Source organism: Chryseobacterium sp. CH25 (genome assembly GCF_004119455.1).
In the GTDB taxonomy this organism is placed as follows: domain Bacteria; phylum Bacteroidota; class Bacteroidia; order Flavobacteriales; family Weeksellaceae; genus Chryseobacterium.
The window spans coordinates 104,015-126,748 of sequence record NZ_NRQT01000003.1; the positions used below are offsets into that span (position 1 = coordinate 104,015).

Here is a 22,734-nt window from a genome sequence, read left to right on the forward strand (position 1 = left end):
TTTATTCTATTATTGTAACAATAACATTTTTATTCCATTTAAATTTTCTGATATTTTGCTTCAGTTCTTCCAAATTCTTAGTGTTTATAGAGTATATGGAAACTTCTGTTCTTGCCACTGTTATCTTATCTTCAATTTTTAAAGTAGCTGCTTTTTTCCAGTAAGAAGGAACATATCCCTGTAACCAACCTTCATACACAACTGCAATATCGTATTGATGATCTATGCAATATTTACTGAGAAAGTTCCCAAAGCTTTGATCAAATCCTTTTTTATTTTCATTAAAATGAATTGTTTCTACAGACCCAAGACCTGCGATATCTAATAAATGAATGTCTGTATAATAACAAACTGCTCCAATGTCATTAGCAACTACTTTGGATGTATTATAAAACTGATGCAGAAACTTGGCAGACTGTACCTGCTGTTCATAAATATTCTTCCCGCCATTGTTCATAATAGGATGAGCAACCCAACATTTGTAGATCATCAGGAAAACATTCGCTGCAATCAACAGACTCACTAGTTTTTCTTTCCTTATATAACTTCTGAAACTGAAGAACAATTCTTTACATTTTGGGATCAATACCATAGAAAAACCTGTAAGGATATAGGCTTCATACCTTAAATGTCCTTTTAAATCTGCAAACATAGAGTGGCAGATCATCAGCAGAGAGAATACAATTAATAAAAAATGATCTCTCAATATTTCTTTAAGTGTTTTCACTCTAAAATCCCTGTAGATAAACACGGCACATAGCAAAAGAGGAAAGATTCCTATTTTATAAAAACTGATATTCAGCAAAAGATTATCCAGTAAAATAACCTTCAGCTGGCTTGTCATATTGACATCAAAACTTAATTTTGTTCCTTTTACCACAACAGAATTGGGAAAAAAATAACCGTCCTGCTGATAATTAAAAGCACAAAATGTGATAATTGGAATGAATCCCAACAATAGCACCAATAATCCTTCTTTCCATCTTCTAAGAATACTTAACATAAAAGCTAGAATTACAAAGTAAAACATACTTTCAAAACGGATTAACCCCATTAAAAGCAAGGTAAAGTAAAAGCCCAATATGGCACGCTTGCTATGTTTATAACGGGAAAAGCAAAGGATATTAACCGCAAACAGGAATACCTGAAAAACATGTTCCATCCCTGAAAGAATATTCAAAGGGAGTACAATAAAGAAGGCCGTAAAAAGTGTGGCTATAATTGTTTTCTTAACTTCTTTAAAAATTTCAGCATAATATTTAGAGAAAACATAAAGAATTCCGATGCTAAAAAGAGTATTGAAGTATAATGGAATCTGATCATTGTTTCCAAAAACTTTAATCAATACACTTAATATATAAGTAAATAATGGAGATGAAGACGTAGAGGAAAACTGATACTTCGTCATTCCCCATACTTCATACAGCGCAAAATTCTTTGCCATTGCAAGATGAATGTAAGCATCATCCAGGAGATAGACGTAGTGCCCGTCTGTTTTCAGAATAGAACTGATGTAATACAACAGACAAACTGAGAAAAAAAAGATACCGGACAGTAAAAAACTGCGCAAACCTATATTTCGGACTATTCCCATCTTAAAATTAAATATAATATGATAGATGACTGATAAAAGTCAGCCTATGATTTCACCACTCCCCTTCTTAATTACCGATAGAGCCTTCATCATTTGCAATATTAATACTTCCAAACTATTTTAAAAAATTTTCTTATAGTTATCATCTATTGATATCCCGGGCTATTCGGCATGATATTTCGTAACTTTGAGATATATAAAAGATAAACTTATGAAAAACGCAAGTATTATAGGCCTTAAAGAAGCCGACTGCAAAAAATAGCAGAAAAATTAAATGTACTTTTAGCCAACTATTCTGTATTTTATCAGAACACAAGAGGTTCTCACTGGAATATCAAAGGAGATCAGTTCTTTACCCTTCACCCGAAGTTTGAAGAACTTTACAATAGCTTAGTTTTAAAAATTGATGAAATTGCAGAAAGAATCCTGACCCTGGGGGCCACTCCTGCACACAACTACTCTGATTATTTAAAAGTAGCTACCATCAAAGAAAGCAAAGAAGTAACTGACGGCACTAAAAGTGTTGAACAGATTCTAAGCTCATTCAAAGTGGTGATTGATCTTCAGAGAGAACTTTTAGACATTACAGATCAGGCTGGTGATGAAGGTACCAACTCTCAAATGAGCGATTATATTACCGAACAGGAGAAAGAAGTTTGGATGTATAATTCCTATTTGGGGAAATAAACCGATAAGATCATCAAAATATTTCAAAAAAATCGCCTTACATTTAGGCGATTTTATTTTTAATTTTTATATTTGCGTTAAAATTACACATATTATGAATGACGTAAGACTAAACTCTATACTGGATAACGATTTCTATAAAATAACCATGCAGAATGCCGTGGTAAAACTTTTCCCTGGCTCTATTGTTAAATATGAATTCATCAACAGAGGAAAGCATCATTTTCCGGAAGGTTTTGATGTGGCTTTAAGAGAAGCCGTGAATAAAATGGCAGAGCTTAAGCTTACCAAGGATGAAAAGAAATTCATGGCAAGAACCTGTCCTTATATTGATCTTCCTTATCTGGATTTCCTGGAAGGGTACCATTATGATCCGTCTGAGGTAAAAATCCGTCAGGAAGGCGGAGATCTTTCTGTAATTGTTGAAGGTCTTTGGTACAGAACAATTCTTTGGGAAGTTCCTTTATTGGCATTAATCAGTGAACTTCATTATGAGATGAACCATATGGAGAGAGATTCTAATGAAGTGGTGATGAGCAAAACTATTGAGAAAGCGGATTCTTTGGGCCGACTTGGGGTAACATTTGCTGAGTTCGGAACCAGAAGAAGACATTCTTATAAGGTACAAAACCTGGTAATGGAAGCTTTAACACAGAAAAAGGACTCTACCTTTATTGGAAGTTCCAATGTACATTTTGCTATGAAATATGGAGTAAAACCAATTGGAACTCATGCCCATGAATGGTTTATGTTCCATGCTGCTGAATATGGTTTCAAAATGGCGAATGAGCTAGCTTTGGAGCATTGGGTAGATGTTTACAGAGGTGATCTGGGAGTTGCTCTTTCCGATACTTATACAACAGATGTCTTCTTCCAGCAGTTTGATAAGAAATTTGCGAAACTTTTTGATGGTGTGCGCCATGACAGTGGCGATGCCCTTGAGTTTGCTGATAAAACTATTGCCCATTATCAGAAAAATGGTATTAACCCAATGTTTAAATACATTATTTTCTCAGATGCTTTAAATCTTGAAAAGGTAGAGGAAATCACCAACTACTGCAGAGGAAAAATAGGAATCTCTTTTGGAATAGGAACAAACCTTACCAATGATGTAGGATTAAAGCCGATGAATATTGTGATGAAGCTTATCGGAGTTCAGGCTCCTAATAAGGAATGGATCCCAACCGTAAAACTGTCTGATGAGCATGGAAAATATACCGGTGATCCTAAGATGATTGAACTGGCTAAAGAATTTTTAAGAATAAAAGATTGATGTAACCTCATCAGGACAATTGCATATAACCTCGCGCCCGCCGAGGTTTTTTTGTATCATTCCATCATTGAAATCCAGCTCTCAGAAATCTATAAGGTTTTATTATATTTATCAAAACAAAACAATATGAAATCAATAACATTACTTATCACAGCCCTCCTCATATCTGCATTCTCTTTTGCACAGGAAAAGAAAACTGATAAACCCAAATTTAATCAGGAACTTGCCACTTCTTTAGGTGCAGATCAATATGGTATGAAGCCTTACACCATCGTCATGCTTACAACCGGTACAGCAAAAATTGAAGACAAAGCCAAAATGAGCTCTTTAATGAAAGGACACATGGAAAACATCGGCAAACTGGCCAATGAAGGAAAAATAGTAGTCGCCGGACCTTTCTTGGAAAAGAATAAGGAAAATTACCGCGGAATGTTTATTTTCAATACAAAATCTAAGGAAGAAGCTGAGCAATGGGTGAAAACAGATCCTGCAGTTCAGGCTGGAGTTTTCAGTTATGAGATCTTCCCCTGGTATGGTTCTGCAGCCTTACCTTTATATCTTAAGCATCATGATGAAATTTCAAAAGAAAATCCTTAAAAATAAAGTAAAATCCCTCAGCTGAGGGATTTTTTATGACTAATCGAAACAGATAAATGGCTTTCTTGGCGGATAGCAACAATAAGGGTTACTACAGAATGTATATCCGGCCGGACAGCCTCCATCTACAGGTGTTTCGCAAGCTGTTGCTGCACCTCCTAAAACTGTTTTCAGCTCTTTTCTGTTTAAGTTTTTTAAATTTTTCATAGTTATTCGGTTTAGTTTTAATTTCCTACTCTTTAAGATTTTCGGATTCCTCTTTTTATATCTCATTGAATGGAAATAAATATACGATTAATTATTTAATAAACTACATTTCAAACATTTATAAACAATATCAACAATAATATATCTTGTTTACATGAAATAATTTAATTATTTTAGCTTGTAACAAAATGAATTTACAATACTGATTGTAAGCATTTTATAACCATTATTAAAATAAAAATTAATTCCATGAAAAAAATGAACTTATCTAAACTTTCAAGAACAGAGCAGAAAGAAGTATTCGGAGGGGATTTACATTTACCAGAATGTCCAGGAGGCTGCCCAGGCGAAGGCATGATCCGATGCCCTGACGGCTCAACCACTATGACTAATTTTATATGTATGGGAGGAAGATGTGAACCCGCTGCAAGATGCAAACCATTGATTCTTGAACCATTTCCGGACCCGATTATCTTCACTCCATAATCTGGACAACAAAAAAAGTGAGCTTTCGGCTCACTTTTTATTATTAAAAACTTATTGAATATCGTTTCCTATTATATAACCGCTTGTGCCATATATTTTTCTAATCGCGTTATTATTAAATCTATATTTATTATATACAGCAAGATTTGGAATATATCTTAAAACATTGCCTTCTCTCATATATATCTTATTAGTATAGACATCCTGCTTCAGATCATTATCTGGTGTTAAATCAGCCCCACGTTCTACTGTTGCCAAATTACTTGGGCTAATCGTTGCAATTTCACCAGAAGCTATATTAAATAAACCATCAAGAGTCATAGAGCTTTGAATATATCTCAGTTTGTTTTCAAACATAAAAAAGATCTGATTAGTAACCGGATTTCTAACAAAATTACCGTTAACAAGGTTTGCACTGTTTGTATATGTTAATCTTACCTGATTATCAATTAAATACTGATCTATATAAGCTTTCATTTGAGCCTTTTTCACTGGATCTTTAATAAATTCATAAAGAGGAATCAAACCGTTATTTCCAAATTCTACCAGTACTGCATTAGCTGGTGTTGAGCTATTCTGCCAATTGGTAATATTAACCTTAGGATTCGTTATCTCAAGGTCTAAATCTCCCACAAGTCCCTTCGATGGATCTCCTCCTCTTGTTCTGAAAGATAATTTTCTTGAATAGTTTTTATTTGATTCTGAAGTTTCTACGTTGTTATCAACATCAGCATCAAATATATTTTTTACCCCAACTTTAACTCCAACTCTGGCTGCTTTCTCACGGTTTTGATTAGTGGTTTCAGACTGAAACATAGCATCTAACTTAGCACCTGTATAAATATCTATTGCAACGTGAGTTCCATAATCGTTTACAATCTGCTGAGGACTATTAGACTGTAAGTCATTCGTAAACTCCGGAGTCAAGTAATCAGATAGTAAAGCAGGAGTAGCATTAAATCTAAATCTCCTTTGCTTAATTAATAAATTATAGCTCCCATAAATGTATTTAGCATCAAATTTATTGCTGCTATTATTAACCACTGAAGAGCTAAAAGAAATTGAAATGAGTTTTTTAAATAAAGAGAATCCAGCTGTAGCACCCACTTTAGTAGATACCATTTTTGAATAAGCTTCTGCATGTTCTCCATATTCTTCAATAAATTCCTGAGAAAATACATTATCAGTAATCAATCTCCCAGCCTGTTCGTTTTTGAACTTTTCAATATCAATTACCTGATATCCTGAAGAGTTTGAATTGGCATATTCACCTGTTGCGTTATAACCATATCCCAAGACATCATAAGCACCATCACCAGCAAACTTTGCCGCGTTTTTTCTTGATCCATTATTTAAATCTGCAACTGAGGCAGAGTTCTCAAGTTCTTCCGTAGAACAGGAAGTTGCAAACAGTAAAATAATACTGCTAAAAAGTAAACTGAGTTTTTTCATGTTATAATTTTAAGTCTGTAAAACTAGCTCATTACGCCTAAAATCAAAATGACATAAATCATCTTTTAGGGAATTAATAAGCAAAAAACAAAATCATTTTACTAACCACTTATTTATCAATATCTTTAAATAAAAAAATCATGAAAACTATAGAAGAGGTCCTGAAAAAACTGGATGAAATCATCATCCGGTGCAAAGAAAACAAAAGTCCGGCTGGATATTTCGCCTGTACTTACCGCATTATGACGGCCCAGGTTTTAAAAGGAATTCAACAAAAGAAATTTGAAGATAATCCCCGAATGACAATGCTGGATATTGCTTTTGCACAACGCTACCTGGAAGCCTGGGAAAACTACAGTAATGGTAAAAAGTGTACTAATGCCTGGTATATTGCCTTTGAAGCCACTAAAAATAAAGATCTTCTGATCTTACAACATATTTTTCTGGGTATGAATGCTCACATCAATCTGGATCTGGGAATTTCCGCAGCTTCCATTATGCCTTACAGGAAAATTAATCCGTTAAAAAAAGATTTTGAGAATATTAATAATGTGATTGCTTCCATTAATCAGAAAGTACAGGATTCGCTAAACAAAATATGTTATCCGGTACAACTTATTGACCAGCTTTCCAACGGGAAAGATAATGTGATCCTCGATTTTGCAATTTCCAAAGCCAGAGATACTTCATGGGCAACAGCGGTGATTGCCTCCAATACCCCTAATTTTTTAAGAGAGCAGGTTATTAACATCGTAGATTATGCAGCAGCAAAAGTGGCTACACAAATTTTGAATCCAAAAATACTTACTCCTGCTCTGCTTAAAGAACTGAAGAAATGTGAAAGCAACGATATTGTGAAGAATATTGAAATTCTGGAATCAACAAAAACAGTTTAAACTAAAACAAAAAGGCCGGGATCTTCCTCACGGATCCCGACCTCATAATGAACAAATAAAAAGAAACTACATTGTTTCTTTATGCTTTTTACGATAAGCATAATAGAACACAATTGGCAATATGGTAAATGACAGCAGCATACAGATAATTAATCCACCTACAATCATAATGGCTAAAGGTTTTTGAATTTCAGAACCCATTCCATTAGACATGGCCGCCGGAAGAAGTCCCATGGATCCCATCAAGGCAATCATCACTACAGGACGGATTCTGCTTTTTACTCCTTCGGAAATGGATTCTTTAAGAGACATCCTATTCTGAAGATTTTCTTTCATCACTCCAATCAGAACAATCCCATCAATAGTAGCTACCCCGAAAAGGATAATAAAACCGATTCCTGCTGAGATTCCAAAGATGGTTCCCGTAAACCAAAGGGATAAAAATCCTCCAATGAAAGCAAAAGCCAATGTAATAGAAGAAATCAGTGTGTCTTTTACATTTCCAAAGTTGAAGTACAGGAGCATAAGAATAAGCACAAGTGAAATAGGAACCACCATAGCCAACTGCTTAGCTGCTCTTTCTTTACTTTCAAATTCACCAGCCCATGTCATTTTATGGTTTTTAGGAAGATTCACTTCTTTTTCTACTTTTTCCTTGGCTTCTTTAATAGTACTTCCAAGGTCACGTCCTTCAATATTGAATCCTACCCCAATATATCTGCTGTTTCCTTCACGATAAATAAACGATGGTCCGGTGTGGTAATCAATAGTTGCAATTTCCTTCAGTGGCACTTTCTTATTATCCTGAGTTGGGATCAGAATATTCCCCATTTTTTCAGGAGTATCACGGTATTCTTTTTCAAATCTGAGCATCACATCAAACATTCTTTCTTCTTCATAGAACTTGGTTGCAGCCTGACCACCAATTGTCATTTCAATGACAGCCTGTGCGTCTGCTGTGGAAACTCCATATTTTGCCATTTTGGAATCATGAAGTTGTATTCTGAGTTCCGGAAGTCCTATATTTTTAAAGACATTCACATCTGAAATTCCCGGAACTGTTCTGATGGAATTGGCAACTTGATTGGCATAATTTTCAAGCTGGAATAAGTCATTTCCGAATATTTTAATCACCAATGGCGCTTTTACTCCAGCTACATATTCTTCTACGTTATCCTGAATCGGCTGACTGAACCCAAAATTGATTCCCGGATATTTTTCAAGTGAAACTCTCATTTGTTCGAGAAGCTCTTCCTTGGAAATTTTCTTTTTCCATTCATTTTCCGGTTTCAGCTGAATGTTAAATTCAATATTAAAGAAACCTGTAGGGTCTGTTCCATCATTAGGACGACCGGTTTGAGTCATAACGAATTTCACTTCATCATACTTCATGAGAATCTCTTTCATCTCTTTAGTAAGCCTTACAGATTCATCCAGATTGACACTATTTGGTAGTGTGGCACGTACATAGATGGCTCCTTCATTCAGTTTTGGTAAGAATTCTGAACCATAATTTGAAAACCTCCATCCACATAAAGCCAGTAAAGCCACAAAACCAATCATGAACCCTTTTTTATGACGAACACTGAAATCATAAATTCTATAGATGTTCACTCTGAAGAATCTTGAAATAAAGTTTTCTTTTTCTTCAATATTCTTAGTTAATAAAAGCTTACACATGGCCGGAACATAGGTTAAACTTAAGATCAGTGAACCTAACAGTGCATACCCTAGTGTAAAGGCTAAAGGAGAGAACATTTTTCCTTCCACTTTCTGGAAAGAGAAAATAGGCATCAGAGCTACAATCAAAATCAATAAGGCAAAGAAAATATAGCTTGCCACACTTCCTGCACTTTTCTTGATGATTCCAAGTTTGGAAATCTTATTAAATCTCTTTAATCCAATCTTCTTGGCCTTTAATTCGAGGGCGACAAACACATGTTCCACGATGACGAGTGTTCCTTCCAATAGCAATCCAAAGTCTAATGCTCCCATGGAAATCAGGTTTGCCGGAAGCCCTTGAATTTTCAACATAATAATCGCGAAAAGGAAAGCTAACGGAATTACTGATGCCACGATAAATGTAGTTCTCCAATTGTAAAGGAAAATAAATACAATAATAGAAACCAGGATAACTCCTTCAATCAGGTTTTTAGAAACGGTATGAACGGTTGTATTCACCAGTTCTGTACGGTCAATAATCGGAACAATCTGAACATCTCCCGGTAATTCTCCGCCATTCAGCTGCTCTATTCTGTCTTTCAGTCTTGCAATTACCTCACTTGGATTTTCTCCACGAAGCATAATGACAATCCCTTCTACTACATCGTTTTCTTTATTGTATCCTACCTGTCCCAATCTCGGTTTTGCAGAAACTTTAACTTCAGCAACGTGCTTTACTAAAATAGGAGTAGAACCTTTTACTTCAATCTGAATATTTTCAATATCCTCTTTCTTTTCCAAAAGACCGATCCCCCGCACTACATAAGCCTGATCTCCTTTTGCCACTACATCTCCACCTACATTAATATTACTCTTTGAAACTGCTTCATACACATCCAGGGGGGAAAGGTCGTAATTGTGTAATTCTGTAGGATTAATTTTTATTTCATACGTTTTTTCTTCACCTCCAAAGCTTACCACATCCGCCACTCCGGGAACGGCCAGTAATTCTCTTTCAACAAGCCAATCCTGGATCGCTGTAACCTCTTTAATGGGTAATTTACTTTTAATGATATAGCGGTAAATTTCACCTGTAGCTCCTGACGGTGGCTCAATACTGTATTCTGCTCCTGCAGGAAGATCTACATTACCAAGCTTGTTGGAAGCATACTGCTGTGCATAAAAATCATTGACATGGTCATCAAAAATCACAGTAACCACTGATAATCCAAACAGGGAAATAGACCTTACCGAAGTTTTATTCGGAATGGCATTCATCTCCTTGGAAATAGGTAGTGTTACAAATTTCTCTATTTCTTCGGCACTTCTTCCAGGCCATTGGGTAATGACTCTTACTCTTGTATTGGTAACGTCCGGAAAAGCTTCAATGGGAGTGTGTATATAAGAATAGATTCCTCCAAGCAATAACATGAAAGTTCCTAAAAGAACAATCAGTGAGTTTTTTAAAGAGAAGGAAACTATATTCTGAACAAATTTTCGCATTACTTCTTAGAGGTGTTTAATTGGTTTTTCAGGTTCTCATAAATCAACAGTCCATTGGAAGCAATTACATTTTCACCTTGTTTTAAATTTCCTTCTACATATATATATTGACTGTTAGATGCTATTTCCGTAACAGGTCTTATTTCCAATTCACAGTCTTTTTTATATACCACTACATAACTCTGATTATTATCGAAGATCAAAGCTTTTGCAGGAATAGCCAACGCACTTTTGTTTTGAGCATTAACAGGTAAAACAACATCTGCTGACATTCCGGGTCTTAGCTTCATTCCGTTGTTATCCATAATGATCTTAGCTTTTAATACTCTTTCATTTTCATTAAAAACCTGAGAAATATTGTTAATCTTTCCTGAAAAACTGTCATCTGGGTAAGCTAAAGTCTTTACAACAACCGGCTGATCTACGTATACGTGTCTCATGTTGGTAGCATATACATTAGCCATCACCCAAACTTTATCCAGATTGGAAATGGTAAAAAGCTGGTCACCACCGGCAGTTACAGGCATTCCTTTAGAAATATTCTTATTGATCACATAACCATCTGCAGGCGCTTTAATCTGTAGTGTACTTCCACCAGCAGAATACAGCTGCATATTCTTTTGCGTTTTAGAAATATTAGACTGAAGAATGGTTACTTCAGCTCTTGCTTCCTGAAGATCTTTCTGAGAGGCAATATCATCTTTATACATTGCTTCTACAGAGACAAGCTTTCTTTTAGCCACGGCAAGTTGAGCCTGTAATGTCTGGGTGTCATCCTGCATTTCATTAACTGCCGTACTTTTTACAGAAGCCAGAATCTGTCCTTTTTTTACATAATCTCCAAGGGAAAAATAAGTATCGGTAACTACTCCATCCACAAGACTTACAAAAGGAACCGTTTTATCAGAGTTGCTTTCCACTTCTCCGGTAAGGGTGATACTTTCTTCAATGGGAAGCATTTCTACCTTGGCAAGCTTAATATCTTTTTTAAGCTCCTGACTGATGCAATACTTTTTTTCAGCATCGTTAGTTGGTTTCTCTTCTTTACAACCTGTAAATAGAACCAGGGCAGACAGAGATAATACAGAGATATATTTAGTAGTGTTCATTTTCATAAGTAGATGTTCGTATTTTTTAAGGTCATGCTTAATGATCGTTTATAAATCTTGTCCAACAACATATTGCAGGTTTTCATAGTATTGATTAAGCTCTTTTTTGGTATCGAGTATGATCATTTTATTGCCAATGTAGGTATCCAGGAAATCCATATATTCAAGCATACTGATGTTTCTGAGTCTGAAATTCTTTTCATGACTTACCAGCAAACCGTCTAATGTAGATTCATAGGTATCATCAATTTCTTCAGAGACCTGTTGGGTACGGATATAGTTTTTGAAAACAGCAACAATTTCATTTTCCGACTTCAGCTGATTTTTACGGGTTTCATTTTTACTTTTTTGAATTTCAAGTTGAGCTTCCTGAATGTTTCCTTTATTTCTGTCGAAGATGGGAAGGTCTACAGAAAGTCCTAATCCGATAAAATCTTTCATGATATTTCCACCACGATCATAACCAATGGAAACAGCTACATCCGGAGTTTTCATTGCATTCTGAATTTCAAGATTCTTAGCTGCATGCTTCTCTTTATTTTTAGCAATCAGGATATCCGGACGGTTTTCTTTTGCTTTTTCCACCCATTGAGTGAGTTCAATTTCTGAAAGCTGTTTTTCCGGCATGGTAAATGAATCTGAAATCACAAGATAAGAATGGGATGGAATCATCAGTAAAGCTTTCAGTTCTGCCTGTTGGTCTTCAATTTCCTGCTTCAATGACACAAGCTTTTTCTTGAATTCAATTTCCTGTGCTTTCAGACGGATATATTCAGCCTTACTGATATTCCCAAGATTTAATTGATTATTATATGATTTCGTTAATTTTTCAATAGAAGCAATCTGACCCTGATAAATCTTTTGCTGTTCCTGATTATACAGAATCTCCGTAACTGAATTTCTTAAGGTCTTTTTAAGTTCACGCAATACTTCCTGTAGTTCGTATTTTTCACCTTCTACTTCAATTTTTTGTAATTCAATGTTTTTCCTTCTCTTTCCTGCAGTCTGAATTACCTGTTCTATTTCAGCAGAGATCTGGGTATTCTTTCCCCAGTTTCCGATAAGCGCTGGCTGCTCTTCAATATCATAAGTTCTCCATAGGTTAACTTCACTGATACTTAATGTAGGATTAGGCCAGTACTTAGCCTGAAGTGCTCTGGCTTCTGCCTGGGAAATCTCTAATTTCTGGGCAATAATATCAAGGTTATTGGCAAGAAAAATAGTTTCAGCCTCCTTTCTGCTGATCTTCAGAGTATCCGAAGCCTGCGCAGAAAAGAAACTAAAACAATGAATATAAAATAGTGTAAAAAAATCTTCTTCAAGGTCTCTTATTTTAAGACCACAAAGCTATTCTCCTAATATTAGAGCCAATTTCGAATGAAATTAAAATTCAGTTAGGCCAACATTAGAGTTTGATTAGAATAGGTTGGGATTTATTTTTAATTCTCGCAGATCATGGAGATTACGCAGATTTTTTTAACACGAATTACACTAATGTATTTCACAAATAACACTATTATTTCTGCAAGAATTATCCACAAACATCTGTGTAAACCTGTGTAATCTGTGGGAAATACAATCAATAGAAACGGACTTTAGTCCGTTTACATATAAATAAGAATTCCATTGGCTTTAGCCAAAACCTGGAAATATGCACTATAGTTTTAAAAATGAGAAGGAAAAACAAGCAGAACATTCGTGCCTACATCTACTTGAGAATCAATTTCCATGGAAATATGGTGATGATCAAAAATACTTCTGGATAAAGATAACCCAATACCACTTCCTTTAATCCCATCCACATTTTTTCCTCTGTAGAATGTATCAGTAATTTTAACAAGATCATCTGCCGGAATTCCTTTACCCTGATCTTTCACTTCAATATTCAATTGATTATTCTTTTCCAATAAGATGATCTCAACAGGCTGTCCATAAGAATATTTAATAGCATTTTCTACAATATTGTATAATGCGAGATATAAAAGCGTTTCATTACCCGGGAATTCTAAAAGAGAAGGTTTAGTAACCTGAAGCTGGATCTTGATAGCCGAATTATTTTCTTTGGCTTTAGCATCAAGTTTTTCATAAATCTTCCAAATCAATTCATCCACTCTTACCTGTTTGTGAGAAGACTCCAGCTTTGTCATTCCGGACATTAAAAGAAGATTATTTAGAATATTTTCAATCTCATAAACATTATCCAGAGATTCTTTAGCTACTTTTTTGTACTCTTCAGGTGTTCTGTCTTTTTGAGCAAATACTTCCAGATTCCCTGAAATAGCCGCTAACGGAGTTTTAAATTCATGAGAAACATAGTTGATGAAATTCTGCTGCAACAAAACATTTTCAGAGATTCTCCCCAACAGTTTATTATAAGACTTAATTAGATCTTCTATTTCATCATTGGTATTGGTGGAAGTAATGGCAGTAGAAATATTATTATAATCTACCTTATTAATTCGTTCCACCACATTAGAGATAGGTTTATATACTACCTTTGATAGATACCGGCTTAAGAAATAAATAGCCAACAATCCAATAATCAAAACAGAAAGCATAATAATGGCAAGTCTCCAGATCTGCGACTGAAAAGAATCATTCGGAGATTTTACAAAAACCACAAAGTCTCCCTGATTATCCGGATAGAAAATCCCATAATAGAATTGATTACCAGCCATGAACTGAGTTCCCTTATTATTTCTGGCAGCCTGTAAGTGAGAAAATTTAATATTTGTATCATTCAGATTTTGTCCAAATGTCACTTCATTGTTCCGGTTATAAACTGCTACCTGATTATTCTGAATAAGATGTTTATATTCCTGCTTAATCTGAGCGTGTCTGTCTTTCGGTAATTCGTCTTTTTCAAGATAATAAATAGCAGAAATCAGGGCGGTATTCCTGAGCTTTTCGAAATAAAAGATCTTTGTACTGTCATAATAGGCAAAAAATATCACCGCAGATGTGATGATAGAAACAATGCCAAACGAAAGGCTTGAAATAAGGGTAAACCTGTTTCTAAGCGTCATGCTAATCTTTAATTAAATATCCTGTTCCTTTAACGGTATGAATAATTTTCTGTTCAGATTCATCAATCTTGTTGCGAACGTAGGAAATGTACACATCCACTACATTGGTTGAACTGTCAAAATCTATTCCCCAAACGTTATGTAAAATCTGGGTTCTGCTCAGTACTTTATTTTTATTCTCCATCAGGAAAGTAAAAAGTTTATATTCTGTAGGAGAAAATTCAATCTCTTTATCGTTTTGGGTAACCTTATGAAGATCCGTATCAATCATAATATTCCCACATGAAAGATGATTATCTTCTTTTTTATAACTCAGTTTATTTCGTCTTGTTAAGGCTTTGATCCTTGAAATCAGTTCTTCAAAATGAAATGGCTTAGATAAATAATCATCTGCCCCAAGATCCAGCATTTTAATTTTATCATCCGGACTGTTCAATGCACTTAAAACTAAGATCGGAGTATAATTTCCTTTAAATCGGATGATCTGTGTAAGCTGCATTCCATCTAATCCCGGAAGCATAATATCCATCAATATAATATCAAAATCATAGGTATGAATAATTTCTCTGGCTTTTTCACCCGAGTCTGCAAGCGTCATCGTATACCCGGCTTCAGAAAGTCCTTTCAACAGGAAGCTGCTAATTCTCTGATCGTCTTCTACCAATAAGATATTCATACTATTTCTTAAATTTCCCATAAATATAGGGATTCTGGCTGAAGAGAGGAAGCCGGGAGAAGGAAGCAAAGATTTTTCAAGGTATAAAGAGAGAATTTGAAACCCCATTCGGAAATTCATCACCAAGTATTAACTTCCAGCCTTTTTTCCTAATTTTGAAGAATGGAGATGACCTATTTAATTATTGGATGTATTGTGGGTGGAGCCTTAGGAGCCATTATTTTATATTTTGCCTTGAAATCATCTATGGTTTCAAGAAGTACTTTTGATGAGTTAAATTTCTTACATATTAAAAACAAATCTGACCTTGAAAATTCAAATACAAAAAATCAGGAACTGAACCAGAATCTCAATAAGGAAAAAGAACTCAATATACAACAACAGGATCTTCTGAACGATCTTAAAAATGAATTTGCCAAACTCTCTGCACAGCATTCTTCACTGAACAGCCAGTTCCAGGAACAAAAGCAATTAACATTAAAACAGGATTTCCAGATAGAAACTCTGATTGCTGAGAAACAGGATTTCTTTGCTAAAAATGCAGAGCTTTCTGCCCAGAATGAAAATCTTCAAAAATTACTGGATACCCAAAAGGATGAAATCACCAAAATACAGGAAGAATCCAAACTGCAATTTGAAAATCTGGCTACAAAAATATTAGAAGAGAAAACAGAGAAGTTTACTGCTTTAAATCAAAATAACTTAAAAAATATCCTTGAACCTTTTCAGGAAAAAATCACTGATTTAAAAAACAGAGTGAATGAAGCTTATGAGAAGGAAAATAAAGAACGGTTTTCTCTTGCTGAAAAAGTAAAGGAACTTGCCGAACTGAACCAGCAGATTTCCGAAGATGCCAAAAAGTTAACGCGAGCATTGAAGGGGGAAAGCAAAACCCAGGGTAACTGGGGAGAAATGATTCTTGAAAGCATTCTTGAAAAATCAGGACTGGTAAAAGGAAGAGAATATTTTCTAGAACATGAACTTCGTGATGAAGACAACAAAGCCCTATTTTCTGAGTTTTCCGGTAAAAAAATGCGACCGGATGCCGTTGTAAAATATCCCGATGAAAGAAATGTGATTATCGACTCTAAAGTTTCTCTTACTGCTTTCACAGAATTAGTGGATGAAACAGATCAGGATGTGTATAACATGAAACTTAATCAACATTTAAGTTCCATCAAAAATCACATTATGCAGCTTAGCCAGAAAGCGTATGATGACTATGGAAAATCATTAGATTTTGTAATGATGTTCATCCCTAGTGAACCGGCTTATATTGCTGCTATGCAGGCAGATCAAAATCTTTGGAACTATGCCTACGAAAGGAGAATTTTACTTTTGAATCCAAGTAATCTTATCACTTCTTTAAAACTGATTGCCGACCTCTGGAAACGTGAATACCAGAACAAAAATGCTCTGGAAATTGCAGATAGAGGAGCCAGATTATATGATAAGTTTGTAGGTTTTGTGGATAACCTTGAAAAAGTAGGGCGCAATCTCGATCTTGCTAAAAACGTTTATAATGATGCCTACAAACAACTTTACACAGGTAATGATAACCTGGTGATCCAGACTCAGAAACTGAAATCATTGGGGATTAAAAATAAAAAGGATCTTCCTCAGAGCCTTATTGACAACGGTAATCTGATAGAATAAAACCTAAACACCATGAAAAAATCAAATCTCATCCTATTAATATGTCTTATTCTTTATCTTGCATCACTTCCTTTCACAGCAGTATATGCAAAGGGGCATGAAATGAGCGGACTAGCCTGCGCTCTGTTAGGCTGGGCAGAAATGAAAGGCGGCGGAATAGCATGGATGGCTAACCCACTACTATTTATTGGAGCATTTTTTCTATTATTAAAACAGGTAAAAATATCAGCAGTCATTAGCCTTATTGCCTTTGGCCTTACTTTCTGCTATTTATCTGTGGATGAAATTACCGTGAATGAAGCAGGACATCAATTTCCCATAACAGGATATGGTCCGGGGTATTTTCTTTGGATAGCAAGCTGCTTTACTTTATTATTGGGAAATATCATTTTAATAAAAACACCGGATCAAATTCAGAATCAACATTAATGCTAAAAAAATGCGGCAACCTTTATTTCAGATTGCCGCATCAATTTTATTTTCTGATGAATTGAACGGAATTTCCGTTTTCAAGTTTCAGAAAATAGACACCTGAAACAAAATGATGAGTATTAATTTTTTCACCTTCTGAAATTTTTCCTTCAGTGATATAGTTTCCTACTGAATTATAGACCGTATATTTTTGAGTCTTACCTAAACCTGCAACCTGAATAAAATCAACAGCAGGATTCGGATATACAGAAAGTTCATTTTGTTTAATTTTCACTTCCTGAGTTGCCAATGTTCCAGAAAAACTAATATTGCTACTGAAATTCTGGGTAACCTGCCCACTTCCTTCAGCTGTTCTCCATTGTATTGTATATGTTCCGGAATTTGTAGGATTCTTGATCATTCCAGAAATGACAACCTGAATCTGGGCTCCGGCAGGAATGACAACACCACTAGTTGCTCCACTTACGGATAGCTGTACACCATTACTCCAGCTTCCACCTACTGTTCCAAATGAAGCAGAACATGGATAGGATACTCCATTTACTTTAAAAGTAACATAGGACTGTAAATTCTTTCCCCCTGATACAACAGGAGAAATTGCCGGAAATCCTGCTGGTAATGAAAAGTAAAACACATTAGGTGTTACAGTACCCGTTCCAATAGCCCCGGATGTTACATATTCAAATGTATAAACAGCAGGTTGCCCCGTTCCGCTATTACTCACCTTTACGGTCTGTGCTTTAGATAGCGAAAGCCCAAATAGCAGGTTAATCATTACAACATAGAAAAATTTCTTCATAAATTCTTTTTTTAAAAGTTTTTTTGATAATAAAAGGCTATTAGTTTTTAATTATTTTTTTTCATCATTCTGTTTTTATTTAGCTGGAGCAATACCATAATATTGCTCTTCTTAAAATCATCAATGTGCTTATTAGAATCAATTCAGTTTTTACGAGTTATTATCTACAAACCCGCTCTATCATTAATCTTTTTGCAAAATTAAATTTTATACAAAATCATAAAACTGAGAGTAAAGTCATATTGAAAAAATGATTGAAACAGACGCACCACACTGAATAACAATTATTTAACATAATCATTTTATAAATATGATTAATGAGGATTTTTTAGAGGATTTTAAAAATAGTTTCAACAATAATTTAAATCGAATATTTACATTGTATAAAAAAAATTTAGAGGCTATATTTGCTTACTCTAAATAATGAATAAAAGCTGAAGGCCTGCTGCGATGAGAATTACTCAATATTACAACAACAGAATACATTCATTAAAAAAACAGCTTATTGAATTTTATTTAGTTATCCTGGCTATCTTCCACGCTGTTTCTATTTACATCTACCTGTTTTGGTTAAAAAACACTTTTCCGCTCTATTATTTCGCAGGTGCATTAGTCTTTTATATTTATTCATATATACTGATCCGAAGAAATTTTAATATATCCAGGATTGTGAATGCCTATCTTCATTTCAGTTCTCTATATATTTCTGTTATTATCTTAAACTTTATTGATGATTCTCTTGTAGGATTTATCTGGTTGTTTCCCATGCCAGTATGTGCCTATGTTTTTTTAAAAAGAAAGATGGTTGTGTATTATATGTTTTACACCATGATATTGATGCTGCTCATTATGATATATGCTAAATATTTTAACCATCATTTTTATGATTATGACAAAAAATTTCTCCGTCCTACCAATGCTGCAACGATACTGGCTAACTTTTCTCTAGTGTGTTTATTTATATATTACAAAATAAAAATCAGCAACTTAGAAACGAAAGCTCTTAAATACACTATTAAAATCAAAATGAAAGAAAAGCATCTGTACAAACCGAATTTTCTTTCAAAAGAGCCACATTATCTGATAGAATTATCTGATAAAAACAAAAATGACTTAATCATAGATCATCGTAAGTTAGAAATCCTGTTTTTTGAGTTGGATAAGTATATGAAACACAATAACTACTTCACGAATCCTTCTATTAAAATTTCTGGTTTATGTTCAGAATTAAAAACCAATATAAACTACCTGTCCAGAGCTATAGATTATAAAGGATACAAAAATTTCAACCAATACCTCAATTCACTAAGAATTAAACATGTAAAAGATCTCATTAAAAAATCAGATTTAACGAAGGTTACCTTAATGTACATTTACACAGGAGCTGGTTTCACAAGTCAGGCAACCTTCAACAGGGTATTTAAACAGCTTGAGGGCATTACCCCCAGTGAATATATTGCCAACCAGCTGCTTACCGACCAAAAAATACTTGCTGAGCCCTAGCATAATCAATCACTTTTATATAATTTTACAAAAGCTGATATAAAAATCTTCAGGTACAGTGAGATGAAATATCTACCTTCATTAAAATTGAATTCTTACCCCAGGTCGGAATCATTTGCAGAAATTTTGATCTCTTCCTTTGGAGCGGGGATTACAGTATATCTTTTTCTGATTATTTTCCAACCTTTTGGTACGGAAAACTTCCATCATCCTTACAAATACCTCATTCTTTTTCCTTACACTATTATCTTTGGAGCTTCTTTTTTCGTTTCGGATCTTTGTACTTTCCGTTTCAAAACCTGGAATACAGGATCTGAACTTTTAAAAATATTGATCATCTTACTTCTGGGATCTGTTTTTTCCTATTTCTATAATTCATTATTCATCAGCCATGTAGCACTTAGTTTTGAAAATTATGGTTATATGTTTCTGTATTCATTAGCTGTAGGCATTCCTATTTCTGCTATATACGTTTTGTCAAGATATATCTATCTGAAGAAAACTCATGAGAATGTTCCGCGGACTATTGATTCACAGCTCAATCAAAACCCTATAAGCTCAACCAGGATTGTTTTTAAAATTCAAATAAACAATACAGAGTTTTCAGTTACTGAAGATAATTTCCTCTGTGTTCAGTCTATGGAAAACTATTGTACACTCTATTATTTAGACAACAATAGAATAAACAAGCAATTATTCAGAATAAGCCTGTCTAATTTATTGATACAAATAGAAACCCATAACATCCAAAGATGTCACCGCTCCTACATTGTCAATCTTGACAAAGTAAAGAACCTGAAAGGCAATGCTCAAGGCTACAAATTGATTCTTCCAGAAATGGATTTTGACATACCGGTTTCCAGAAGTTTCATCTCTGTTATTATCCCTCGGTTACAGCAGTTTAAAAAATAAAACGTTGTCATTGGTCACTATTTCTTGTTATTCATCACATTAAATTGATCTCCTTTTCAGAAAACTACATTTTTGCTCAAAAAAATTAATATGAGTAAAAACATTCGCTTCTTTTCGATCTTTATCTTAGGATTTATCATCTATTATTTCTTTGATCTTTTTTGCTTTAAAAACATTCAGCATTTTACAAAAAACCTGTTTCACAGTAAAGCTATAGCCCATGCAGTAGCCTATTCCATAACATTGCTCCCAATAATCATCACTCTGAAAATTCTATTTCCTAAAAAGAAAATCCTTAATCTTTTTTCTTTAGACCAATCTATTATTAAAGGCTTTTCCTTAGCTTTTATGGCAACCTTACCTATGCTAATTGGATACATTATTCATTTCAGATTAGTCAAAACAGTCAATTTTGAATCATTATTCATCAACACCCTCTCATCTGCTTTTTTTGAAGAACTCATCTTCAGAGCTTTTCTTATCGGAACTTTATACAGATTCACAAGATTAGGCTTCCTTTCATCCATCCTGTTCGGTTCATTATTATTTGCACAGGTCCATTTATATCAGAGTCAAAACACAATAGAGCTTATTGAGATATTTGCGATTACATTTTTAGGTTCAATTCTTTTTGCCTGGATATATTTTGAACAGAATTTTAATGTCTGGGGAGCCATATTCCTACATTTTTTCATGAACCTGTATTGGGAGATCTTCAACGTCTCGGAAAATGTTTCCGGAAACCTCTATGGAAATGTTTATAAGTTTGTATCCGTAATTCTGATAATAGGTCTTGTTGTATACTATAAAAAGAAGAAGAAAAGTCCGTTTCAGGTTACCTGGAAGAACCTTTTTATAAAAAGCAGAGAAGTACAATCATAAATTTTGCATAATTTTGCAAAATGTTGATAGAAAGTTTTCAAAACGAAAAAATAAAAAACGTCACTAAGCTACTTACTGACAACAGGTTCCGTAAAAAATCAAATGTTTTTGTTGTAGAAGGACAGCAGGAAAATGCAAGAGCCATACAATATGATTTTAAGCCTGTAGAATTCTTTATCTGTGAAAATATCTTTAAGGAGCAGGTTCCGGAAGGAAGAATCCACTATGTAAGTGATAAAGTGTATGAAAAGATCGCTTACAGAGGTAGTTCAGAAGGAATTATCGGAGTATATAAAGTAAAAGAAGCTCCTCTTTCTTCTTATGTTCCAAAAGAGAACTCTACAGTTATCATTGTTGAAGGAGTAGAAAAACCAGGTAATTTAGGCGCTATTCTTAGAAGTTGTGAGGCTTTTGGTATTGATGCTCTTATTGTTGCTGACGGAAAAACCGATTTTTATAATCCAAATGTTATCCGATCCAGTGTAGGCTGTCTTTTTGGAATGGAAGTGTATCAGGCAGAAAATGAAGAAACCTTGGAATTCCTCCAGAAAAACAAATTCAACATTTATACAACTTTGATGGATGAGACCGCTGAAGATCTTTACAAAAGAGATTTCACACAGCGTTCTGCAGTATTATTCGGAACAGAACATTCCGGATTAAGTGATTTCTGGATTGGAAAAGGGAAAAACACATTGATTCCTATGGCTGGAAGTATAGATTCATTAAATCTAAGTAATGCCGTAGCCATTACCTGCTATGAATCTTTAAGGCAGAAGAAAGGATAAATAAAGTTGAATCTGGACGGATTGTCTTACAGTCAACGTTCCTGTATTATTCTATCATAAGATTGTTTCACCTTCGGTTCGTAATGACAGGTTAAAGGTAGAAGTTGTGAATAAAGCATAAAAAAACCGTTTCACTGGGTGAAACGGTTCCTTTATTTTTAAGCTTAAGCTAGAATTATTTCTTAGCAGCGTCTTTAGCAGCATCAGCAGCTCCTTTAGCAGCATCAGCAGCACCTTTAGCAGCGTCAGCAGCACCTTTAGCAGCATCTTTAGCAACTTCAGCTCCAGCAGCAGTAGTAGCAGCAGCAGCATCTTTAGTAGCTTCTACAGCAGTAGTTGCAGCAGAATCAACAACTTTAGCAGCAGAATCAGTTACAGTAGCAGCAGAATCAGCTACAGTAGCAGCAGCAGAATCAGTTGTACCTTCAGTAGCTGTAGCGTCAGTTTTTTTACAAGCAACTAGAGAGATTGCAGCGATAGCAGCTACGAATAATGACTTTTTCATAATAAATTAAATTTAATTTTGTTAATATTGTTTTATAAAATTTTCTTCTGTTCTGTTATTTGAACAAGACAAAGGTATAGCAGTTAGAA

The 22,734-nt window shown here is 34.6% G+C and carries 20 protein-coding genes and 1 pseudogene; 11 read left to right on the forward strand and 10 right to left on the reverse strand.

Going from position 1 to position 22,734, the window contains the following annotated elements:
* Nucleotide 1: 1 nt before the first annotated feature.
* The gene (locus tag BOQ64_RS08685; RefSeq protein ID WP_129057734.1) at nt 2–1,522 is read right to left on the reverse strand and encodes a hypothetical protein; all 1,521 of its coding nucleotides are present in this window, start codon (nt 1,520–1,522) and stop codon (nt 2–4) included.
* 283 nt (nt 1,523–1,805) lie between these two features.
* On the opposite strand from BOQ64_RS08685, the pseudogene BOQ64_RS08690 reads away from it, so the two are divergent.
* From BOQ64_RS08690 to BOQ64_RS08700, 3 genes and pseudogenes are all read left to right on the forward strand, one after another.
* A pseudogene (locus BOQ64_RS08690) lies at nt 1,806–2,281 on the forward strand (Dps family protein).
* Nucleotides 2,282–2,375: 94 nt separating this feature from the next.
* The gene (pncB, locus tag BOQ64_RS08695; protein WP_129057736.1) at nt 2,376–3,554 is read left to right on the forward strand and encodes a nicotinate phosphoribosyltransferase; all 1,179 of its coding nucleotides are present in this window, start codon (nt 2,376–2,378) and stop codon (nt 3,552–3,554) included.
* 126 nt (nt 3,555–3,680) lie between these two features.
* Entirely contained in the window at nt 3,681–4,151 is a 471-nt protein-coding gene (locus BOQ64_RS08700) for a YciI family protein (RefSeq protein WP_129057737.1), read from the forward strand.
* A gap of 39 nt (nt 4,152–4,190) precedes the next feature.
* Here BOQ64_RS08700 and BOQ64_RS23070 read toward each other — a convergent pair whose 3' ends face one another.
* Nucleotides 4,191–4,358, reverse strand: coding sequence for a bacteriocin-like protein (locus BOQ64_RS23070; RefSeq protein WP_164975781.1), 168 nt, complete (start codon nt 4,356–4,358; stop codon nt 4,191–4,193).
* A gap of 258 nt (nt 4,359–4,616) precedes the next feature.
* On the opposite strand from BOQ64_RS23070, the gene BOQ64_RS08705 reads away from it, so the two are divergent.
* Nucleotides 4,617–4,844, forward strand: coding sequence for a hypothetical protein (locus BOQ64_RS08705; protein ID WP_129057738.1), 228 nt, complete (start codon nt 4,617–4,619; stop codon nt 4,842–4,844).
* Nucleotides 4,845–4,895: 51 nt separating this feature from the next.
* Here the strand turns inward: BOQ64_RS08705 and BOQ64_RS08710 are convergent, their stop codons facing one another.
* Complete coding sequence (locus BOQ64_RS08710; RefSeq protein WP_129059686.1) at nt 4,896–6,296, reverse strand: MAC/perforin domain-containing protein; 1,401 nt, start codon at nt 6,294–6,296, stop codon at nt 4,896–4,898.
* Between the two features lie 140 nt (nt 6,297–6,436).
* On the opposite strand from BOQ64_RS08710, the gene BOQ64_RS08715 reads away from it, so the two are divergent.
* On the forward strand, nt 6,437–7,192 hold the full coding sequence (locus tag BOQ64_RS08715; RefSeq protein ID WP_129057741.1) for a DUF5995 family protein: 756 nt from the start codon (nt 6,437–6,439) through the stop codon (nt 7,190–7,192).
* 66 nt (nt 7,193–7,258) lie between these two features.
* Here the strand turns inward: BOQ64_RS08715 and BOQ64_RS08720 are convergent, their stop codons facing one another.
* The 5 genes from BOQ64_RS08720 to BOQ64_RS08740 form a co-directional block, all read right to left on the reverse strand.
* The gene (locus BOQ64_RS08720; protein WP_129057742.1) at nt 7,259–10,357 is read right to left on the reverse strand and encodes an efflux RND transporter permease subunit; all 3,099 of its coding nucleotides are present in this window, start codon (nt 10,355–10,357) and stop codon (nt 7,259–7,261) included.
* Nucleotides 10,357–11,466, reverse strand: a complete 1,110-nt coding sequence (locus BOQ64_RS08725) for an efflux RND transporter periplasmic adaptor subunit (protein WP_228448277.1) — start codon at nt 11,464–11,466, stop codon at nt 10,357–10,359. Before BOQ64_RS08725 ends, BOQ64_RS08720 begins: the two co-directional genes overlap by 1 nt.
* A gap of 48 nt (nt 11,467–11,514) precedes the next feature.
* Nucleotides 11,515–12,798 carry a TolC family protein gene (locus BOQ64_RS08730; RefSeq protein WP_129059687.1) on the reverse strand — a complete coding sequence of 428 codons (1,284 nt, stop codon included), beginning with the start codon at nt 12,796–12,798 and terminating at the stop codon, nt 11,515–11,517.
* A gap of 332 nt (nt 12,799–13,130) precedes the next feature.
* Complete coding sequence (locus tag BOQ64_RS08735; protein WP_129057745.1) at nt 13,131–14,492, reverse strand: sensor histidine kinase; 1,362 nt, start codon at nt 14,490–14,492, stop codon at nt 13,131–13,133.
* 1 nt (nt 14,493) lies between these two features.
* Complete coding sequence (locus tag BOQ64_RS08740; RefSeq protein ID WP_129058070.1) at nt 14,494–15,168, reverse strand: response regulator transcription factor; 675 nt, start codon at nt 15,166–15,168, stop codon at nt 14,494–14,496.
* A 162-nt stretch (nt 15,169–15,330) separates the two neighbouring features.
* On the opposite strand from BOQ64_RS08740, the gene rmuC reads away from it, so the two are divergent.
* Both rmuC and BOQ64_RS08750 read left to right on the forward strand, forming a co-directional pair.
* Complete coding sequence (rmuC, locus tag BOQ64_RS08745) at nt 15,331–16,824, forward strand: DNA recombination protein RmuC (protein ID WP_410494467.1); 1,494 nt, start codon at nt 15,331–15,333, stop codon at nt 16,822–16,824.
* 12 nt (nt 16,825–16,836) lie between these two features.
* A complete protein-coding gene (locus BOQ64_RS08750; protein WP_129057747.1) occupies nt 16,837–17,253 on the forward strand; it encodes a hypothetical protein in 417 nt (138 codons plus the stop codon).
* Between the two features lie 46 nt (nt 17,254–17,299).
* Here the strand turns inward: BOQ64_RS08750 and BOQ64_RS08755 are convergent, their stop codons facing one another.
* Nucleotides 17,300–18,055 carry a T9SS type A sorting domain-containing protein gene (locus BOQ64_RS08755; RefSeq protein ID WP_129057748.1) on the reverse strand — a complete coding sequence of 252 codons (756 nt, stop codon included), beginning with the start codon at nt 18,053–18,055 and terminating at the stop codon, nt 17,300–17,302.
* Between the two features lie 450 nt (nt 18,056–18,505).
* Between BOQ64_RS08755 and BOQ64_RS08760 the strand changes: the two genes are divergently transcribed.
* The 4 genes from BOQ64_RS08760 (at nt 18,506) to BOQ64_RS08775 (ending at nt 22,140) form a co-directional block, all read left to right on the forward strand.
* Entirely contained in the window at nt 18,506–19,558 is a 1,053-nt protein-coding gene (locus BOQ64_RS08760) for a helix-turn-helix domain-containing protein (protein WP_129057749.1), read from the forward strand.
* Nucleotides 19,559–19,645: 87 nt separating this feature from the next.
* Nucleotides 19,646–20,470, forward strand: a complete 825-nt coding sequence (locus BOQ64_RS08765) for a LytTR family DNA-binding domain-containing protein (protein WP_164975782.1) — start codon at nt 19,646–19,648, stop codon at nt 20,468–20,470.
* Between the two features lie 90 nt (nt 20,471–20,560).
* Nucleotides 20,561–21,352 carry a CPBP family intramembrane glutamic endopeptidase gene (locus BOQ64_RS08770; protein WP_129057751.1) on the forward strand — a complete coding sequence of 264 codons (792 nt, stop codon included), beginning with the start codon at nt 20,561–20,563 and terminating at the stop codon, nt 21,350–21,352.
* Between the two features lie 20 nt (nt 21,353–21,372).
* On the forward strand, nt 21,373–22,140 hold the full coding sequence (locus BOQ64_RS08775; protein ID WP_129057752.1) for a TrmH family RNA methyltransferase: 768 nt from the start codon (nt 21,373–21,375) through the stop codon (nt 22,138–22,140).
* Nucleotides 22,141–22,315: 175 nt separating this feature from the next.
* Here BOQ64_RS08775 and BOQ64_RS08780 read toward each other — a convergent pair whose 3' ends face one another.
* Nucleotides 22,316–22,645, reverse strand: a complete 330-nt coding sequence (locus BOQ64_RS08780; protein WP_065395887.1) for a hypothetical protein — start codon at nt 22,643–22,645, stop codon at nt 22,316–22,318.
* Between the last annotated feature and the right edge of the window lie 89 nt (nt 22,646–22,734).

What these genes read in the sequence shown, in the direction of transcription:
- pncB (WP_129057736.1), top strand. Translation starts at nt 2,376, where the DNA reads ATGAATGACGTAAGACTAAACTCTATACTGGATAACGATTTCTATAAA.
- BOQ64_RS08700 (WP_129057737.1), top strand. Translation starts at nt 3,681, where the DNA reads ATGAAATCAATAACATTACTTATCACAGCCCTCCTCATATCTGCATTC.
- BOQ64_RS23070 (WP_164975781.1), bottom strand. Translation starts at nt 4,358, where the DNA reads ATGAAAAATTTAAAAAACTTAAACAGAAAAGAGCTGAAAACAGTTTTA.
- BOQ64_RS08705 (WP_129057738.1), top strand. Translation starts at nt 4,617, where the DNA reads ATGAACTTATCTAAACTTTCAAGAACAGAGCAGAAAGAAGTATTCGGA.
- BOQ64_RS08710 (WP_129059686.1), bottom strand. Translation starts at nt 6,296, where the DNA reads ATGAAAAAACTCAGTTTACTTTTTAGCAGTATTATTTTACTGTTTGCA.
- BOQ64_RS08715 (WP_129057741.1), top strand. Translation starts at nt 6,437, where the DNA reads ATGAAAACTATAGAAGAGGTCCTGAAAAAACTGGATGAAATCATCATC.
- BOQ64_RS08720 (WP_129057742.1), bottom strand. Translation starts at nt 10,357, where the DNA reads ATGCGAAAATTTGTTCAGAATATAGTTTCCTTCTCTTTAAAAAACTCA.
- BOQ64_RS08725 (WP_228448277.1), bottom strand. Translation starts at nt 11,466, where the DNA reads ATGAACACTACTAAATATATCTCTGTATTATCTCTGTCTGCCCTGGTT.
- BOQ64_RS08735 (WP_129057745.1), bottom strand. Translation starts at nt 14,492, where the DNA reads ATGACGCTTAGAAACAGGTTTACCCTTATTTCAAGCCTTTCGTTTGGC.
- BOQ64_RS08740 (WP_129058070.1), bottom strand. Translation starts at nt 15,168, where the DNA reads ATGAATATCTTATTGGTAGAAGACGATCAGAGAATTAGCAGCTTCCTG.
- rmuC (WP_410494467.1), top strand. Translation starts at nt 15,331, where the DNA reads ATGGAGATGACCTATTTAATTATTGGATGTATTGTGGGTGGAGCCTTA.
- BOQ64_RS08750 (WP_129057747.1), top strand. Translation starts at nt 16,837, where the DNA reads ATGAAAAAATCAAATCTCATCCTATTAATATGTCTTATTCTTTATCTT.
- BOQ64_RS08755 (WP_129057748.1), bottom strand. Translation starts at nt 18,055, where the DNA reads ATGAAGAAATTTTTCTATGTTGTAATGATTAACCTGCTATTTGGGCTT.
- BOQ64_RS08760 (WP_129057749.1), top strand. Translation starts at nt 18,506, where the DNA reads ATGAGAATTACTCAATATTACAACAACAGAATACATTCATTAAAAAAA.
- BOQ64_RS08770 (WP_129057751.1), top strand. Translation starts at nt 20,561, where the DNA reads ATGAGTAAAAACATTCGCTTCTTTTCGATCTTTATCTTAGGATTTATC.
- BOQ64_RS08775 (WP_129057752.1), top strand. Translation starts at nt 21,373, where the DNA reads ATGTTGATAGAAAGTTTTCAAAACGAAAAAATAAAAAACGTCACTAAG.
- BOQ64_RS08780 (WP_065395887.1), bottom strand. Translation starts at nt 22,645, where the DNA reads ATGAAAAAGTCATTATTCGTAGCTGCTATCGCTGCAATCTCTCTAGTT.